At 45.9% G+C, this 16,149-nt stretch carries 31 protein-coding genes; 2 read left to right on the top strand and 29 right to left on the bottom strand.

Annotated features, from left to right (window positions below):
- Entirely contained in the window at positions 1–564 is a 564-nt protein-coding gene (locus RJ47_RS13910) for a LysM-like peptidoglycan-binding domain-containing protein (protein WP_039484476.1), read from the bottom strand.
- A gap of 235 nt (positions 565–799) precedes the next feature.
- Between RJ47_RS13910 and RJ47_RS13905 the strand changes: the two genes are divergently transcribed.
- Both RJ47_RS13905 and RJ47_RS13900 read left to right on the top strand, forming a co-directional pair.
- Positions 800–1,420: an FKBP-type peptidyl-prolyl cis-trans isomerase gene (locus RJ47_RS13905; protein ID WP_038139313.1), complete on the top strand. Its 621-nt coding sequence runs from the start codon at positions 800–802 to the stop codon at positions 1,418–1,420.
- Between the two features lie 114 nt (positions 1,421–1,534).
- Positions 1,535–2,029, top strand: a complete 495-nt coding sequence (locus RJ47_RS13900) for a DUF2780 domain-containing protein (protein WP_038213038.1) — start codon at positions 1,535–1,537, stop codon at positions 2,027–2,029.
- Positions 2,030–2,123: 94 nt separating this feature from the next.
- Here RJ47_RS13900 and rplQ read toward each other — a convergent pair whose 3' ends face one another.
- The 28 genes from rplQ to rpsJ all read right to left on the bottom strand — a co-directional run bounded on the left by rplQ (position 2,124) and on the right by rpsJ (position 15,787).
- Positions 2,124–2,504 (bottom strand): 50S ribosomal protein L17, encoded by a 381-nt coding sequence (gene rplQ / locus RJ47_RS13895; RefSeq protein ID WP_005383141.1) that lies wholly within the window; start codon positions 2,502–2,504, stop codon positions 2,124–2,126.
- Positions 2,505–2,530: 26 nt separating this feature from the next.
- Complete coding sequence (locus tag RJ47_RS13890) at positions 2,531–3,523, bottom strand: DNA-directed RNA polymerase subunit alpha (protein WP_004410407.1); 993 nt, start codon at positions 3,521–3,523, stop codon at positions 2,531–2,533.
- A 24-nt stretch (positions 3,524–3,547) separates the two neighbouring features.
- Positions 3,548–4,168: a 30S ribosomal protein S4 gene (gene rpsD / locus RJ47_RS13885; protein WP_005477001.1), complete on the bottom strand. Its 621-nt coding sequence runs from the start codon at positions 4,166–4,168 to the stop codon at positions 3,548–3,550.
- A gap of 27 nt (positions 4,169–4,195) precedes the next feature.
- Entirely contained in the window at positions 4,196–4,585 is a 390-nt protein-coding gene (gene rpsK / locus RJ47_RS13880; protein ID WP_001118870.1) for a 30S ribosomal protein S11, read from the bottom strand.
- Between the two features lie 18 nt (positions 4,586–4,603).
- Positions 4,604–4,960, bottom strand: coding sequence for a 30S ribosomal protein S13 (gene rpsM / locus RJ47_RS13875; protein WP_005435100.1), 357 nt, complete (start codon positions 4,958–4,960; stop codon positions 4,604–4,606).
- A 148-nt stretch (positions 4,961–5,108) separates the two neighbouring features.
- Positions 5,109–5,222, bottom strand: a complete 114-nt coding sequence (gene rpmJ, locus RJ47_RS13870) for a 50S ribosomal protein L36 (RefSeq protein ID WP_000868186.1) — start codon at positions 5,220–5,222, stop codon at positions 5,109–5,111.
- A 38-nt stretch (positions 5,223–5,260) separates the two neighbouring features.
- A complete protein-coding gene (gene secY, locus RJ47_RS13865; protein ID WP_008072356.1) occupies positions 5,261–6,595 on the bottom strand; it encodes a preprotein translocase subunit SecY in 1,335 nt (444 codons plus the stop codon).
- 20 nt (positions 6,596–6,615) lie between these two features.
- Positions 6,616–7,050 carry a 50S ribosomal protein L15 gene (rplO, locus tag RJ47_RS13860; protein ID WP_004410426.1) on the bottom strand — a complete coding sequence of 145 codons (435 nt, stop codon included), beginning with the start codon at positions 7,048–7,050 and terminating at the stop codon, positions 6,616–6,618.
- Positions 7,051–7,055: 5 nt separating this feature from the next.
- Entirely contained in the window at positions 7,056–7,232 is a 177-nt protein-coding gene (gene rpmD, locus RJ47_RS13855) for a 50S ribosomal protein L30 (protein WP_004410429.1), read from the bottom strand.
- Between the two features lie 7 nt (positions 7,233–7,239).
- Complete coding sequence (gene rpsE, locus RJ47_RS13850) at positions 7,240–7,743, bottom strand: 30S ribosomal protein S5 (protein WP_004745894.1); 504 nt, start codon at positions 7,741–7,743, stop codon at positions 7,240–7,242.
- A gap of 14 nt (positions 7,744–7,757) precedes the next feature.
- Positions 7,758–8,111, bottom strand: a complete 354-nt coding sequence (gene rplR / locus RJ47_RS13845) for a 50S ribosomal protein L18 (RefSeq protein ID WP_004410436.1) — start codon at positions 8,109–8,111, stop codon at positions 7,758–7,760.
- Positions 8,112–8,120: 9 nt separating this feature from the next.
- The gene (gene rplF, locus RJ47_RS13840) at positions 8,121–8,654 is read right to left on the bottom strand and encodes a 50S ribosomal protein L6 (protein ID WP_005476994.1); all 534 of its coding nucleotides are present in this window, start codon (positions 8,652–8,654) and stop codon (positions 8,121–8,123) included.
- Positions 8,655–8,666: 12 nt separating this feature from the next.
- Positions 8,667–9,059 carry a 30S ribosomal protein S8 gene (gene rpsH, locus RJ47_RS13835; protein WP_005476983.1) on the bottom strand — a complete coding sequence of 131 codons (393 nt, stop codon included), beginning with the start codon at positions 9,057–9,059 and terminating at the stop codon, positions 8,667–8,669.
- Positions 9,060–9,088: 29 nt separating this feature from the next.
- A complete protein-coding gene (gene rpsN, locus RJ47_RS13830) occupies positions 9,089–9,394 on the bottom strand; it encodes a 30S ribosomal protein S14 (protein ID WP_004410442.1) in 306 nt (101 codons plus the stop codon).
- Between the two features lie 17 nt (positions 9,395–9,411).
- On the bottom strand, positions 9,412–9,951 hold the full coding sequence (rplE, locus tag RJ47_RS13825; protein ID WP_038139307.1) for a 50S ribosomal protein L5: 540 nt from the start codon (positions 9,949–9,951) through the stop codon (positions 9,412–9,414).
- A 24-nt stretch (positions 9,952–9,975) separates the two neighbouring features.
- Positions 9,976–10,293, bottom strand: coding sequence for a 50S ribosomal protein L24 (gene rplX, locus RJ47_RS13820; RefSeq protein WP_005476984.1), 318 nt, complete (start codon positions 10,291–10,293; stop codon positions 9,976–9,978).
- A gap of 12 nt (positions 10,294–10,305) precedes the next feature.
- Positions 10,306–10,677, bottom strand: coding sequence for a 50S ribosomal protein L14 (rplN, locus tag RJ47_RS13815; RefSeq protein WP_004410450.1), 372 nt, complete (start codon positions 10,675–10,677; stop codon positions 10,306–10,308).
- 166 nt (positions 10,678–10,843) lie between these two features.
- The gene (gene rpsQ, locus RJ47_RS13810) at positions 10,844–11,098 is read right to left on the bottom strand and encodes a 30S ribosomal protein S17 (protein ID WP_008072333.1); all 255 of its coding nucleotides are present in this window, start codon (positions 11,096–11,098) and stop codon (positions 10,844–10,846) included.
- On the bottom strand, positions 11,098–11,289 hold the full coding sequence (rpmC, locus tag RJ47_RS13805) for a 50S ribosomal protein L29 (RefSeq protein ID WP_004410456.1): 192 nt from the start codon (positions 11,287–11,289) through the stop codon (positions 11,098–11,100). Before rpmC ends, rpsQ begins: the two co-directional genes overlap by 1 nt.
- Entirely contained in the window at positions 11,289–11,699 is a 411-nt protein-coding gene (gene rplP, locus RJ47_RS13800; protein WP_005379577.1) for a 50S ribosomal protein L16, read from the bottom strand. The genes rpmC and rplP overlap by 1 nt, the downstream gene beginning before the upstream one ends.
- A gap of 11 nt (positions 11,700–11,710) precedes the next feature.
- Entirely contained in the window at positions 11,711–12,409 is a 699-nt protein-coding gene (rpsC, locus tag RJ47_RS13795) for a 30S ribosomal protein S3 (RefSeq protein ID WP_005471060.1), read from the bottom strand.
- A 19-nt stretch (positions 12,410–12,428) separates the two neighbouring features.
- On the bottom strand, positions 12,429–12,761 hold the full coding sequence (gene rplV / locus RJ47_RS13790) for a 50S ribosomal protein L22 (protein ID WP_004410462.1): 333 nt from the start codon (positions 12,759–12,761) through the stop codon (positions 12,429–12,431).
- Positions 12,762–12,771: 10 nt separating this feature from the next.
- On the bottom strand, positions 12,772–13,050 hold the full coding sequence (gene rpsS / locus RJ47_RS13785; protein ID WP_004745876.1) for a 30S ribosomal protein S19: 279 nt from the start codon (positions 13,048–13,050) through the stop codon (positions 12,772–12,774).
- A gap of 21 nt (positions 13,051–13,071) precedes the next feature.
- The gene (gene rplB / locus RJ47_RS13780) at positions 13,072–13,896 is read right to left on the bottom strand and encodes a 50S ribosomal protein L2 (protein WP_038139298.1); all 825 of its coding nucleotides are present in this window, start codon (positions 13,894–13,896) and stop codon (positions 13,072–13,074) included.
- Positions 13,897–13,912: 16 nt separating this feature from the next.
- A complete protein-coding gene (rplW, locus tag RJ47_RS13775) occupies positions 13,913–14,215 on the bottom strand; it encodes a 50S ribosomal protein L23 (protein WP_004398471.1) in 303 nt (100 codons plus the stop codon).
- Positions 14,212–14,814, bottom strand: coding sequence for a 50S ribosomal protein L4 (gene rplD, locus RJ47_RS13770; RefSeq protein WP_005435074.1), 603 nt, complete (start codon positions 14,812–14,814; stop codon positions 14,212–14,214). Before rplD ends, rplW begins: the two co-directional genes overlap by 4 nt.
- A 17-nt stretch (positions 14,815–14,831) precedes the next feature.
- Entirely contained in the window at positions 14,832–15,461 is a 630-nt protein-coding gene (rplC, locus tag RJ47_RS13765; RefSeq protein ID WP_005470867.1) for a 50S ribosomal protein L3, read from the bottom strand.
- A 14-nt stretch (positions 15,462–15,475) separates the two neighbouring features.
- Complete coding sequence (gene rpsJ / locus RJ47_RS13760; RefSeq protein WP_004410492.1) at positions 15,476–15,787, bottom strand: 30S ribosomal protein S10; 312 nt, start codon at positions 15,785–15,787, stop codon at positions 15,476–15,478.
- Positions 15,788–16,149 lie beyond the last annotated feature (362 nt).

The raw sequence follows: 16,149 nt of genomic DNA, 5'->3' as shown, positions 1-16,149 counted from the left end.
TTATTTACTGCGTCCAAAGCCTCCATCAGAGAGGCGGAAAAACATCACCGACTGATCTTTTTTCTCCAGTTGGAGGATGTCTAATTGCCCTTCTTCCGTCAACTTAAAGCGCACGAGCTGCCCTTGCTTGATGTAACTGAGTGGCTTATCCGAACCTTCCACTTTCACCAATGCATTGAGATCAGACATCGCTAAATTATTACTCCGAAAAACCTGAGCCAATGTGTCGCCACTTTTCACTTGGTATTCTTTCCAATCGCTAGAAGCAAGTTGCTGTTGACGAGCATTCTTCTGCTCACTCAGACCCGTTGTATTGATGTCTATCTCAACTCGTTGAGGTTCTCCCTGCGTAACTTCAGACTGAGATTCAGGGAACGGTATCAGAATTAAGAGTAATACGACTGGTAAAAGAACCATAAGCGCGCGTTGGTGCAACTTGGGTAACAGGGCCCAGCTCGCCGCTACTTTGTCTTTCATCGCCTGCCCATCTATCGATGACCATTTTTGCTTCATTAGCTCAATATAATTCACAGAGGGTTGTTTCTTTTTCTTTCTGCGATTCATCGCGTCACATCTCCAAGCGGGCTTCATTCCAAGTATAAAAACCAAGCGCACATGAGTATAGGAAATTTCACTCTTCTGAGTTATCAACAAGTCAAATTTTGCAGTGCATTGAGTGAAAGTCGATCTAAATCGCACATTCTCTCTGGGTGAAGAGTATCTCAAGGGGAACATTTCATCATACCGCTATAACTGGTATCCTAACCCCTTTAACACAAACCATACAAAGAGAGACACTATGTCTGAAGTAAAATTTGAGACTGTAGAGCAAAAAGCAAGCTACGGTATCGGTCTACAGATGGGTCAGCAACTAGCAGGTTCTGGTCTTGAAGGTCTTAACGTTGATGCAATTGCTGCAGGTATCGCTACAGCACTAGTGGGTGACATGCCAGCTATCGAAATTGACGAGATCAACGGTGCACTTCAAGAACTGCATCAACGCGCTGAAGCAGCTCGTCAAGAAGCGGCAAAAGCAGCAGCAGCTGACGGTGAAGCGTTCCTAAAAGACAACGCTCTGCGCCCAGAAGTAACGGTTCTAGAGTCAGGTCTACAGTACGAAATCCTTACTGAAGGTACTGGTGAGATTCCAACGTCTGACAAACAAGTTCGCGTACACTACCACGGTGAGCTAACAGACGGCACTGTATTCGACAGCTCTGTTTCTCGTGGTCAACCTGCTGAGTTCCCAGTAACTGGCGTAATCAAAGGCTGGGTTGAAGCTCTTCAACTAATGCCTGTTGGTTCTAAGTGGAAACTATACATCCCACAAGATCTAGCATACGGTGAGCGTGGCGCTGGTGCAGCAATCCCTCCATTCGCGGCTCTAGTATTCGAAGTTGAGCTACTAGATATCCTATAATTCGGATTTTTAGTTTATCTAATAACGGCGGCACATTGTGTCGCCGTTTTTTTTGAATAATACTGAACCACAAACCGAACCACTGCGTTCGGTTGTATTGAATAAGGAGAAGTTATGAATAAGAAAATCGCAATAGCCGCTTTGGCAAGTCTCGCTCTAATGGGCTGCCAAACGACATCAAAGACAGACCAAACGAAAAGCAACAGTGGCTACAGTGAACTTGCCAGTGCCGCATTGATGGGAGCAGTGCAAACTTGGTCCAAGCAAGGAGCAGCAGATACCGATTTAGTGTCAGCAATCCAGAGCAGCGCTAACGTATCATCGGAACAAGCTATCGGTGGTATGGGCTCTTTACTCGCACTCGCGCAAAACTCATTGGGTAGCTCAGAGAAAAGTGAGCTGGCAGGACTTGTTCCAGGTTTTGATTCACTACAATCAAGTGGTCTAACAGCCATGATTGCAAACAACGAAACAGTAAAAAGTGCATTTTCAGCTTTAGGGATGGATCCTTCACTGATCTCTACCTTTACGCCAATCATTCTAAGCGCTCTGCAAAGTCAGGGGGCAAGCTCTGGCTTACTCGACAATCTAGGGGCAATCTGGAAGTAAATCCGATTCTCGACACTTTTTACCAAGCGTTGATTATCACCCAAATGCAAAAAAGCCGAGCTGATGCTCGGCTTTTTCGTTCTTACGAACCTGATTACTCAGCAGCTTCTTCAGCAGCTGGGCGATCTACAAGCTCAATGTAAGCCATTGGAGCTTTGTCACCAGCACGGAAACCAGCTTTTAGGATACGAGTGTAACCGCCCTGACGAGCAGCAAAACGTGGACCTAGTTCGTTAAATAGTTTTGCAACTACTTCGTTGTCACGAGTACGTGCAAACGCTAGACGACGGTTAGCAACACTGTCAGTCTTAGCTAGTGTAATCAAAGGCTCAACTACGCGACGTAGCTCTTTTGCTTTTGGCAATGTAGTCTTGATAACTTCATGACGTACTAGAGAGCTAGCCATATTGCTGAACATCGCTTTACGATGTGAGCTGTTGCGGTTGAGTTGACGACCACTCTTACGATGGCGCATGACCTAATCCTTCTAACTATTATCGATTAATCTTCAGCGATAGACGCTGGTGGCCAGTTTTCTAGGCGCATACCCAGAGACAGACCACGTGATGCAAGTACGTCTTTAATCTCAGTAAGAGATTTTTTACCAAGGTTAGGCGTTTTAAGTAGCTCAACCTCAGTACGCTGTACAAGATCACCGATGTAGTGAATCGCTTCTGCTTTCAGACAGTTAGCAGAGCGAACTGTTAGTTCAAGATCGTCTACAGGACGCAGTAGGATCGGATCGAATTCTGGCTTCTCTTCCTTCTCCTCAGGTACACGTACATCACGAAGATCTACGAACGCATCCAATTGCTCAGCTAGAATAGTAGCTGCGCGACGGATAGCTTCCTCAGGGTCAAGAGTACCGTTCGTTTCCATGTCGATAACAAGCTTGTCTAAATCTGTACGCTGCTCTACACGAGCTGCTTCTACAGAGTAAGCAATCTTATCTACTGGGCTGTACGTAGCGTCAACCAGTAGGCGACCAATTGGACGCTCATCTTCTTCAGTATGGATACGAGCTGAAGCTGGAACGTAACCGCGACCACGTTCAACTTTGATACGCATAGCGATCTCAGCGTTGTCATCCGTTAGGTGACAAATAACGTGTTCTGGGTTAGCGATCTCTACATCACCATCATGGGTGATGTCACCTGCAACCACAGGGCCCGAGCCTGATTTGTTTAGCGTAATGAATACTTCATCTTTGCCTTCGGCAACGCGCACAGCCAAACCTTTAAGGTTAAGTAGGATTTCAAGAATATCTTCCTGAACGCCTTCTTTAGTGCTGTACTCATGAAGTACGCCTTCAATTTCTACTTCTGTTACAGCACAACCTGGCATAGAAGATAGAAGAATACGGCGAAGTGCATTACCAAGAGTATGGCCAAAACCACGCTCTAATGGCTCAAGAGTTACTTTTGCGTGTGTCGTGCTAACTTGTTCAATGTCAACAAGACGTGGCTTAAGAAATTCTGTTACAGAACCCTGCATTGTGTCCTCTCTTTAGTTTAAACCTTACTTAGAGTAAAGCTCGACGATCAGTTGTTCGTTGATGTCAGCAGACAGATCTGAACGCTCAGGCAGACGCTTGAACGTACCTTCCATCTTGCCACCATCTACTTCAATCCAAGTTGGTTTTTCGCGTTGTTCAGCAACTTCTAGAGCCGCTTTGATACGAGATTGCTTTTGAGCTTTCTCGCGGATAGCAACAACGTCGTTAGCCGCAACTTTGAAAGAAGGAACGTTTACAACTTTACCGTTAACTAGGATAGCTTTGTGGCTAACTAGCTGACGTGCTTCTGCGCGAGTTGCACCAAAGCCCATGCGGTAAACTACGTTATCAAGACGACCTTCAAGAAGCTGAAGTAGGTTTTCACCAGTGTTGCCTTTAAGGCGAGCTGCTTCTTTGTAGTAGTTACGGAATTGTTTTTCTAGAACGCCGTACATACGACGAACTTTTTGCTTCTCGCGAAGCTGAACGCCATACTCAGATAGACGACCGCGACGAGCGCCGTGTACACCTGGTGCGTTATCAATTTTACACTTGGTATCGATCGCGCGTACACCAGACTTAAGGAATAAGTCAGTACCTTCGCGACGGCTAAGCTTCAGCTTAGGACCCAAATATCTTGCCATGATCTTTCTCCAGTAATCTAAAAAACGTTATACGCGACGTTTCTTAGGTGGACGACAACCGTTATGAGGGATTGGTGTAGCATCAACAATGTTTGTGATGCGGAAACCAGCTGCGTTCAGTGCGCGAACAGTAGATTCACGACCTGGACCAGGACCCTTAACCATAACTTCCAAGTTCTTTAGGCCGTATTCTTTAGCCATTTCAGCACAACGCTCAGCAGCAACCTGTGCAGCGAACGGAGTAGACTTACGAGAACCGCGGAAGCCTGAACCACCTGCAGTAGCCCATGCTAGAGCGTTACCTTGACGGTCAGTAATAGTTACGATTGTGTTATTGAAAGATGCATGGATGTGCGCAACGCCATCTGCAACTTGCTTGCGTACGCGCTTACGAGCGCGAGTTGGTTGTTTAGCCATTGTACTCTACCTTCCCGATTATTTCTTGATCGGCTTACGCGGACCCTTACGGGTGCGAGCATTGGTTTTAGTACGCTGTCCACGTAGTGGTAGACTGCGACGATGACGAAGACCACGGTAACAGCCAAGGTCCATAAGACGCTTGATGTTCATAGATACTTCACGACGTAGATCACCTTCTACAGTGTACTTAGCTACACCATCACGCAGTTGATCGATCTGCTCTTCAGTTAGTTCACTGATCTTAACATCTTCAGCAATACCCACTTCAGCTAGGATAGCTTGAGAGCGAGTTTTACCGATGCCGTAGATTGACGTTAGTGCAATCACAGCATGTTTTTGATCAGGAATGTTAATGCCTGCTATACGGGCCATTATTCACTCCTAGTGTTTCTTAAAAAGAATTAGCCGCAGCAAAGCCCGTTATGGATACGCTGCGGAATACTACTTCTTTTGCACGCAAAAGGTAGGCCGAGGAATATACTCGACACTACCTTATATTTCAAGTAAAAATTTCTGCTGATTAGCCTTGGCGCTGCTTGTGCTTTGGCTCACTGCAAATCACGCGAACAACACCGTTACGCTTGATAACTTTACAGTTACGGCAGATTTTTTTAACGGAAGCACGAACTTTCATTGCTAAACTCCGTAATTGAAACTGAAGCCACCGCCGGATTAACGGCCGTAACCTTTCAGATTCGCTTTCTTCAACACAGAATCATATTGTTGGGACATCATATGAGTCTGTACCTGTGCCATAAAGTCCATGATTACAACGACTACGATTAGTAGTGATGTACCGCCGAAGTAGAAACGTACGTTCCACGCGACCATCATAAACTCTGGAATCAGACAGATAAAGGTAATGTACAGTGCACCAGCAAGGGTTAGACGTGTCATTACTTTATCAATGTACTTAGCTGTCTGCTCACCTGGGCGGATACCGGGTACGAATGCACCAGACTTCTTCAGGTTATCTGCTGTTTCACGCGGGTTGAATACCAACGCCGTGTAGAAGAAACAGAAGAAAATAATCGCTGCTGCATAAAGCATTACATACAGAGGTTGACCTGGGCTAAGAGCCAAAGACACGTCAGTTAACCAACCGAACGCGCTGCTCTCACCGTTCTGACCAAACCACTGAGCCAGTGTTCCTGGGAACAGGATAATGCTTGATGCGAAGATTGCCGGAATAACACCTGCCATATTAATTTTAAGTGGCAAGTGAGTGCTTTGCGCAGCAAATACTTTGCGACCTTGTTGACGCTTCGCGTAGTTAACAACGATACGACGTTGACCACGTTCCATGAAAACAACAAAGTAAATAACTGCGAATGCTAGTACAGCAATCAACAGCAGAAGAAGTACATGCAATTCACCTTGACGCGCTTGCTCGATTGTTTGACCGATTGCCGAAGGCAATCCAGCAACAATACCTGCAAAAATTAGCAACGAAATACCGTTACCAATTCCACGCTCTGTAATTTGTTCACCTAACCACATTAGAAACATGGTGCCGGTTACTAAACTTACGGTAGCAATTAGCGTAAACATGGTTTGGTTGATAACAACCAGATTATCGACCATGTTTGGTAAGCCTGTTGCAATACCAATAGCTTGGAATGTTGCAAGTACAAGCGTGCCGTAGCGTGTATATTGGCTGATCTTACGACGGCCTGCTTCACCCTCTTTTTTGAGTTCAGCTAACGCTGGATGAACTACAGTTAGCAGTTGGACAACAATAGATGCCGAAATATACGGCATGATGCCCAACGCTAATATAGATGCACGCTCTAGAGCACCACCGGAGAACATGTTAAACATTTCAACGATGGTACCTTTTTGCTGTTCGAACAAATCGGCAAGTACAGCAGCGTCAATACCAGGAATCGGCACAAATGAGCCGGCTCGGAATACTAAAAGTGCACCAATTACGAATAATAAGCGCGACTTTAGTTCACTTAAGCCGCTCTGAGCACTACGAAAATCTTGTCCTGGTTTCTTAGCCATCTGTACCTCGTTCCTCGAGATTATTCCTCGATTTTGCCGCCTGCAGCTTCGATTGCAGCTTTAGCGCCTTTAGTCACACGTAGACCTTTAACAGTCACTGCTTTGTTGATCTCACCAGATAGAACAACTTTTACGAATTCGATGTTCTTAGTGATAACGTTAGCAGCTTTAAGGCTGTTTAGATCTACAACGTCACCTGTTACTTTCGCTAGCTCCGCTAGACGAACTTCAGCAGACACTAGGCTCTTACGAGAAGTGAAGCCGAATTTAGGTAGACGTTGTTTCAGAGGCATCTGACCGCCTTCAAAACCTGGACGAACTGAACCGCCAGAACGTGACTTTTGACCTTTGTGGCCACGGCCACCAGTTTTACCTAGGCCAGAACCGATACCACGACCTACGCGTTTAGCAGTAGTCTTAGCACCAGCAGCTGGAGATAGAGTATTCAAACGCATTCTGATTACTCCTCAACTTTAACCATGTAGTAAACCTTGTTGATCATACCGCGTACGCACGGAGTATCTTCAAGTTCTACTGTGTGGTTGATTTTACGAAGGCCTAGACCTTTAAGACACGCTTTGTGCTTAGGTAGACGACCAATTGAGCTTTTAGTTTGAGTTACTTTAATAGTTGCCATGGTGTTCTTACTCCGAAATAGATTCAACAGTTAGACCACGTTTAGCAGCAACCATTTCTGGCGACTTCATGCTACCTAGTGCATCGATCGTTGCACGAACGATGTTGATAGGGTTCGTAGAACCATATGCTTTAGATAGTACGTTGTGTACACCAGCAACTTCTAGTACTGCACGCATCGCACCACCTGCGATAACACCCGTACCTTCTGCTGCAGGCTGCATGTAAACTTTAGAGCCCGAGTGGCGACCTTTCACTGGGTGGTGAAGAGTGCCTTCGTTTAGAGCGATCGTAGTCATGTTACGACGCGCTTTTTCCATTGCTTTTTGAATCGCTGCAGGTACTTCACGAGCTTTGCCGTAACCGAAACCTACACGACCGTTACCGTCACCAACAACTGTTAGTGCAGTGAAGCTCATGATTCGACCACCTTTAACCGTCTTAGATACACGGTTAACTGCGATTAGCTTTTCTTGCAAATCATTCGCTTGAACTTGTTGTTCTTTAGCCATCTTCCAACCCTACCTTAGAATTTCAGACCAGCTTCGCGAGCAGATTCTGCTAGCGCCGCTACTCGACCGTGGTATTGGAAACCAGAACGATCAAATGCAACTGATTCTACGCCTTTTTCAAGAGCGCGCTCAGCAACAGCTTTACCTACTGCTTTAGCTGCATCGATGTTACCAGTGTTCTTAACTTGCTCACGGATCGCTTTTTCTACAGTAGAAGCTGCTGCGATAACCTCAGAGCCGTTAGCTGCAATAACCTGAGCGTACACGTGACGAGGAGTACGGTGTACTACTAGGCGAGTTGCACCCAGTTCTGCAATCTTACGACGTGCGCGTGTAGCACGACGGATGCGAGATGCTTTCTTATCCATAGTGTTACCTTACTTCTTCTTAGCTTCTTTAGTACGCACATTTTCATCTGCGTAACGAACACCTTTACCTTTGTAAGGCTCAGGCTCACGGTAAGAACGAATGTCAGCCGCAACCTGACCAACAAGTTGTTTGTCACAACCAGTGATCACGATTTCAGTTTGGCTTGGACACTCAGCTTTAATACCCGCTGGCAACTCGTGCTCAACTGGGTGTGAGAAGCCTAGTGTTAGACCTACAGCGTTGCCTTTAATAGCAGCACGGTAACCAACACCTTTAAGAGTTAGCTTCTTAGTAAAGCCTTCAGTAACGCCAACAACCATGTTGTTAACTAGAGCGCGAGCTGTACCAGCTTGTGCCCATGCGTTTACAACACCTTCTTTAGGACCGAAAGTAAGATTGTTTTCTTCCTGAGCTACAACTACTGCGTCGTTAAGAACGCGAGATAGTTCGCCTTTAGCACCTTTTACAGTGATTTCTTGGCCGTTTAGTTTCACCTCTACGCCAGCTGGAATAGCGACAGGTGCTTTAGCAACACGAGACATTTTCTACTCCTATTACGCTACGTAAGCGATGATTTCACCACCAAGACCTGCTTTACGTGCAGCACGGTCTGACATAAGACCCTTGGAAGTTGAAACGATAGCAACACCAAGACCACCCATTACAGAAGGAAGTTCATCTTTCTTCTTGTAAACACGTAGACCTGGACGAGAAACACGTTTAAGTTGCTCGATTACTGGTTTAGCTTGGAAGTACTTAAGAGTAACTTCTAGCTCAGGTTTTGCTTCGCCTTCAACAGCGAAGTCAACGATGTAACCTTCAGCTTTTAGTAGTGCAGCGATTGCAACTTTAAGCTTTGAAGAAGGCATTTTAACAGCAACTTTGTTTGCTGCCTGACCGTTACGAACGCGGGTCAGCATATCCGAAATCGGATCTTGCATGCTCATATGATTTACTCCAAATGATTAAGTGGCAATTACCAGCTAGCCTTACGAAGTCCAGGAATCTCGCCTTTCATGCAAGCTTCGCGAACTTTGATACGGCTTAGACCGAACTTACGTAGGTAACCGTGTGGACGACCAGTTTGGTTACAACGGTTGCGCTGACGTGATGCACTTGAATCACGTGGAAGAGATTGCAGTGTAAGAACTGCGTTCCAACGATCTTCTTCAGATGCGTTTACATCGCTGATGATAGCTTTTAGCGCAGCACGCTTTTCAGCGAACTTAGCTACTAGCTTCGCACGTTTTGCTTCACGTGCTTTCATTGAATTTTTAGCCATAACAGTAACCCTTCACCTTACTTACGGAATGGGAAGTTAAAGGCAGCCAGCAGAGCACGGCCTTCCTCATCAGTACCAGCAGACGTCGTAATAGTGATGTCTAGACCGCGTACTTTATCAACTTTATCAAAGTCGATTTCCGGGAAGATGATTTGCTCGCGAACGCCCATGCTGTAGTTACCGCGTCCGTCAAAAGACTTAGCGCTAACACCACGGAAGTCACGTACTCGTGGAAGAGCGATGTTAATCAAACGCTCAAGAAAATCCCACATACGTTCGCCACGCAAGGTTACTTTACAACCGATAGGGTAGCCTTCACGGATTTTGAAACCAGCAACAGATTTGCGAGCTTTAGTGATAAGTGGCTTTTGACCAGAGATCGTTGCCATATCAGCAGCTGCGTTTTCTAGCAGTTTCTTATCGTTGATTGCTTCACCAACACCCATGTTTAGGGTGATTTTCTCGATTCTAGGGACTTGCATGACGCTTGTGTAGCTGAACTCTTTGGTCAGTTCAGCGACTACAGACGACTTGTAGTAATCATGCAGTTTCGCCATAGTAGAACTCCAAATTACTTTCTATTAGTTAGAAACAGTTTCGCCGTTAGACTTGAAGAAACGAACTTTCTTGCCATCTTCAAAACGGAAACCGATACGGTCAGCTTTACCAGTAGCTGCGTTGAAAAGCGCCACGTTAGAAACGTCAATAGCTGCTTCCTGCTCAACGATACCGCCTTGGATACCTAGAGCTGGAACAGGTTTTTGGTGTTTCTTAACTAGGTTGATACCTTCAACGATAACTTTACCAGTTGCTAGAACCTTAGTTACTTTACCTTTCTTGCCTTTATCTTTACCAGCAAGAACGATTACTTCGTCATTACGACGGATTTTAGCTGCCATCTTACGTGCTCCTTACAGAACTTCTGGAGCCAGTGAAACGATCTTCATGAACTTATCGCCACGAAGTTCGCGTGTCACAGGACCAAAGATACGTGTACCGATTGGTTGCTCAGTGTTGTCGTTCAACAATACGCAAGCATTACGGTCGAAGCGAATGACAGAACCGTCTGGACGACGTACGCCTTTACGGGTGCGAACTACCACCGCCTTCAGAACGTCACCTTTCTTAACTTTACCGCGAGGAATTGCTTCCTTAACAGTAACTTTGATGACGTCACCGATATGTGCATAACGGCGGTGAGAGCCACCCAGAACCTTAATACACATTACGCTGCGAGCGCCTGAGTTATCAGCTGCGTCCAGCATACTTTGCATTTGGATCATGTTAGTGCTCCGCTAAATATATAAAAAAACTAGACCCTCACGGGTCGGGCTGCCTCTTTAAAAGGGACGCGAATTGTACCACCCTTTTTTTCAATTGGGTAGTCAAAAAATAAACGGCCCCAAAAATATTTTTGGAGCCGTTTAGTTTCATAGAATTAGCTAAAGATTAACCTTTCGCTTTTTCTAGAACTTTTACCAAAGTCCAAGACTTAGTCTTAGACATTGGACGACACTCTGCGATTTCAACGCTGTCGCCTAGGCCACATTCGTTGTTCTCGTCATGTGCGTGTACTTTAGTCGTGCGCTTTACGTATTTACCGTAAATTGGGTGTTTAACCATGCGCTCGATAGCAACTACGATAGACTTGTCCATCTTGTCGCTAACAACACGACCTTGTTGAGTACGTTTTACTTCGCTCATTATGCGCCTGCCTTCTCAGTCAAAACAGTTTTCACACGTGCGATATCACGGCGTACAGCTTTCAGAGTATGAGTTTGCTGTAGCTGACCAGTTGCAGCTTGCATGCGCAAGTTGAACTGTTCGCGTAGCAAATTCAATAGCTCAGCGTTAAGCTCTTCAACGCTTTTCTCGCGTAGATCTTGTGCTTTCATCACATCACCTGCTTAGTTACAAATGTAGTCTTGAATGGCAGTTTACGAGCCGCTAGGCGGAACGCTTCACGTGCCAATTCTTCAGGTACACCACCCATTTCGTACATAACCTTACCAGGTTGGATTTGGGCTACCCAGTACTCAACGTTACCTTTACCCTTACCTTGACGAACTTCTAGTGGTTTTTCTGTGATAGGCTTGTCTGGGAATACACGAATCCAGATTTTACCTTGACGCTTAACGTGACGTGTCATTGCACGACGTGCCGCTTCGATTTGACGAGCAGTTAGACGACCACGGCCAACAGCTTTAAGACCGAATTCGCCGAAGCTTACATCAGTACCCTTAGCTAGACCACGGTTACGACCTGTCTGAACCTTACGGAACTTAGTACGTTTAGGTTGTAGCATCTGTCGACTCCTTACTTACGGCCTTTACGCTGCTTCTTAGGCTTGTCGCCTTTAGGCTCTACAGCGTTAGCTGCTGGCATACCGCCTAGAATCTCACCTTTGAAGATCCAAACTTTAATGCCGATCACACCGTATTGAGTGTGAGCCGAAGAAGTTGCGTAATCAATGTCAGCACGAAGAGTGTGTAGAGGCACACGGCCTTCACGGTACCACTCAGAACGTGCAATTTCAGCGCCGCCTAGACGACCGCTTACTTCTACTTTGATACCTTTAGCGCCTAGACGCATTGCGTTTTGTACCGCGCGCTTCATAGCACGACGGAACATAACACGACGCTCTAGCTGAGACGCGATGCTATCACCTACAAGCTGTGCATCTAGCTCAGGCTTACGTACTTCAGCGATGTTGATTTGCGCTGGTACACCTGCGATTTTAGCTACAGCTGCGCGAAGTTTTTCTACGTCTTCACCTTTCTTACCGATTACTACGCCAGGACGAGCAGTGTGAATAGTCACACGGATGCTCTTAGCTGGACGCTCGATAACGATGCGTGATAGTGACGCTTTTTTCAGTTCACTTGTAAGGAACTGACGTACCTTGAAGTCGCCGTCTAGGTTGTCAGCGAAATCTTTGGTGTTAGCAAACCATGTAGCATTCCAAGGCTTAACGATGCCTAGACGAATACCATTAGGATGTACTTTTTGACCCATTGCTTACTCTCCTAGTCTCTTAGCGATCTGCTACAACAACAGTGATGTGGCTTGAACGCTTCAAGATACGATCCGCACGACCTTTAGCACGAGGCATAATACGCTTCATGATCGGGCCTTCATCTACGAAGATTTTTGCGACATTTAGATCGTCAATATCTGCGCCTTCGTTGTGCTCCGCGTTAGCGATAGCTGACTCAAGAACTTTCTTGATTAGCTCAGCAGCTTTTTTGTTGCTGAACGTTAGAATTTCTAGAGCCTGGTCTACAGATTTACCACGAATTTGATCAGCAACTAAGCGAGCTTTCTGAGGCGAAATGCGAGCAAAGTTATGTTTAGCTAGTGCTTCCATCATCTACTCCTTAACGCTTCTTCGCTTTCTTATCCACGACGTGGCCGCGGTAAGTACGAGTTGGTGCAAATTCACCCAGTTTGTGACCGATCATTTCTTCAGTAACGAAAACTGGTACGTGCTGACGACCATTATGGACAGCGATGGTCAAACCGATCATCGTAGGGATGATCATTGAACGACGGGACCAAGTCTTAATAGGCTTTTTGTCTCCGCTTTCCACCGCTTTCTCTACCTTCTTCAGCAAGTGTAGGTCAATAAATGGACCTTTCTTGAGAGAACGTGGCATGGCGATTCCTCTTTATATAGATTACTTGTTACGACGACGTACGATGTACTTGTCAGTGCGTTTGTTCTTACGAGTCTTGAAGCCTTTAGTTGGCTGACCCCATGGTGAAACTGGGTGACGGCCACCAGAAGTACGACCTTCACCACCACCGTGTGGGTGGTCTACTGGGTTCATTACCACACCGCGAACGGTTGGACGAACACCGCGCCAGCGGTTAGCACCAGCTTTACCAAGTTCACGTAGCATGTGCTCAGAGTTACCAACTTCACCGATTGTTGCACGGCCTTCAGAAAGTACTTTGCGCATTTCACCAGAACGTAGACGGATAGTTACGTATGCACCGTCGCGAGCAACGATTTGAGCATAAGCACCAGCCGAACGAGCTAGCTGACCACCTTTACCAGGTTTTAGTTCAACGTTATGTACAGTTGAACCTACTGGGATGTTACGCATTGGTAGAGCGTTACCAGCTTTGATTGGTGCATCAACACCAGACTGGATAGCATCACCAGCTTGAACACCTTTAGGTGCTAGGATGTAACGACGCTCACCGTCTGCGTACAGAACTAGAGCGATGTTAGCGCTACGGTTTGGATCGTATTCTAGACGCTCAACTTTCGCTGGGATACCGTCTTTAGTACGTTTGAAGTCAATTACACGGTAGTGGTGCTTGTGACCACCGCCGATGTGACGTACTGTGATACGACCGTTGTTGTTACGACCACCGTTCTTAGAGTTTTTCTCTAGAAGAGGTGCGTATGGCTTGCCCTTGTGTAGGTCAGCGTTAACAACTTTAACAACGTGACGACGACCAGGGGAAGTCGGCTTACATTTAACAATAGCCATTGTTCAACTACTCCTGTTATTCCGCGCCGCCAACAAAGTCAAGATCTTGACCTTCTTTCAAAGTAACGTACGCTTTCTTAACGTCGCTGCGGCGACCTTGGCGTAGACCTTGACGTTTGGTCTTACCCTTAGTGATAAGAGTATTTACAGACTTAACTTCAACTTCAAAAAGCTTCTCTACAGCAGCTTTGATCTCTTTCTTAGTTGCATCTTTTGCTACTTTGAAAACGATAGTGTTCGCTTTCTCAGCTGCCATAGTTGCTTTTTCAGAGATGTGCGGTGCACGTAGAACTTTTAGGATACGCTCTTCAGTGATCATGCTAGCATCTCCTCAACTTGCTTAACTGCTTCAGCAGTCATTACAACTTTGTCGAACGCGATTAGTGAAACTGGGTCGATACCAGCAACGTCACGTGCGTCAACTTTGTATAGGTTACGAGCAGCTAGGAATAGATTCTCATCTACTTCGCTAGTCACGATTAGAGCGTCAGTTAGCTCAAGCTCTTTAAGCTTAGCAACTAGCTCTTTAGTCTTTGGCGCTTCAACTGAGAAGTTATCAACAACGATTAGACGCTCTTGACGAACTAGCTCAGAAAGAATGCTCTTCATAGCACCACGGTACATTTTTTTGTTTACTTTTTGGCTGTGATCTTGTGGTTTCGCAGCAAAAGTAACACCACCTGTACGCCAGATTGGGCTACGGATTGTACCAGCGCGTGCGCGACCAGTACCTTTTTGACGCCATGGCTTAGCGCCACCGCCAGATACTTCTGAACGTGTTTTCTGAGCACGTGTACCTTGACGAGCACCTGCTGCAAATGCAACAACTACTTGGTGTACAAGAGCTTCGTTAAACTCACGTCCGAAAGTAGTTTCGGAAACAGTTAGTGCATCAGCACCTTTAACCATTAGTTCCATTACTTACTCCTGAGACGTTATGCTTTAACAGCTGGTTTAACGATCACGTTTCCGCCAGTTGCGCCTGGGACTGCACCTTTGATAAGAAGCAGGTTGCGCTCAGCGTCAACACGTACGATCTCTAGGTTTTGAGTCGTTACACGCTCAGCACCCATGTGACCTGCCATTTTCTTGCCTTTAAATACGCGACCTGGAGTCTGACATTGACCGATAGAACCAGGAGCACGGTGAGACAATGAGTTACCGTGAGTAGCATCTTGAGTGCGGAAGTTCCAACGCTTAACAGCGCCTTGGAAACCTTTACCTTTAGAAGTACCAGTAACGTCTACTTTCTTAGTTTCGTTGAATAGTTCAACTGTTAGCTCAGCGCCAACTGCGAACTCTTCACCGTTTTCCAAACGGAATTCCCAAAGACCACGACCAGCTTCAACACCAGCTTTAGCAAAGTGACCTGCTTCTGGCTTTGATACGCGGTTAGCTTTCTTAGCACCAGTAGTAACCTGGATTGCTGCGTAGCCATCTGTCTCAAGAGTTTTCACTTGAGAAACACGGTTAGCTTCAACCTCAACAACAGTTACTGGGATAGAAACGCCTTCTTCAGTAAATACGCGGGTCATGCCCACTTTACGACCGATTAGACCAATCATTCTTCTAATCTCCCTTAACCTAGGCTAATTTGAACGTCAACGCCCGCAGCAAGGTCTAGACGCATTAGAGCATCAACAGTTTTGTCTGTTGGCTCAACGATGTCGATTAGACGCTTGTGAGTACGGATTTCGTACTGGTCACGTGCTTTCTTGTTAACGTGTGGAGAGATAAGAACTGTGAAACGCTCTTTACGAGTAGGTAGTGGGATTGGACCACGAACCTGTGCGCCAGTGCGCTTAGCTGTTTCAACGATTTCCGCTGTAGAAGCGTCGATTAGTTTGTAATCGAAAGCTTTTAGGCGGATACGGATACGTTGGTTCTGCATGAGACAGAGCTCCAATATTAAAAATTACACAAACAATATCGCCACTCAGACTCGTCAAGACGAGAGAATGCCGATTGATTTATGTGAAACCGTAGCATCCAAGATTAGGACGCATTGTCAGTTAATTTTCGATTAACTATCCCTACATACCAGAGTCACCTCTGGGGATAGTTTTTCCGAAGAAAAGATAGCTAATTGTATTAACCGCGAACATAAGCTGAGTCTACATTACCCGATAAATCGGCTCCTCGGCGCTCATTGGTTCACAACTGGCTTAACCAGTGCGACGCATTATACAGATCACAGTTTCACATGCAAGCCCTGTTTGAAAAATAAACGAGAAAGATGCCAAGGAGGTTTTA

Source organism: Vibrio sinaloensis, from assembly GCF_000808535.1.
Lineage (GTDB): Bacteria > Pseudomonadota > Gammaproteobacteria > Enterobacterales > Vibrionaceae > Vibrio > Vibrio sinaloensis_D.
The sequence above is the reverse complement of the archived record's forward strand: the minus strand, read 5'-3'. Positions and strand labels throughout refer to the sequence as shown.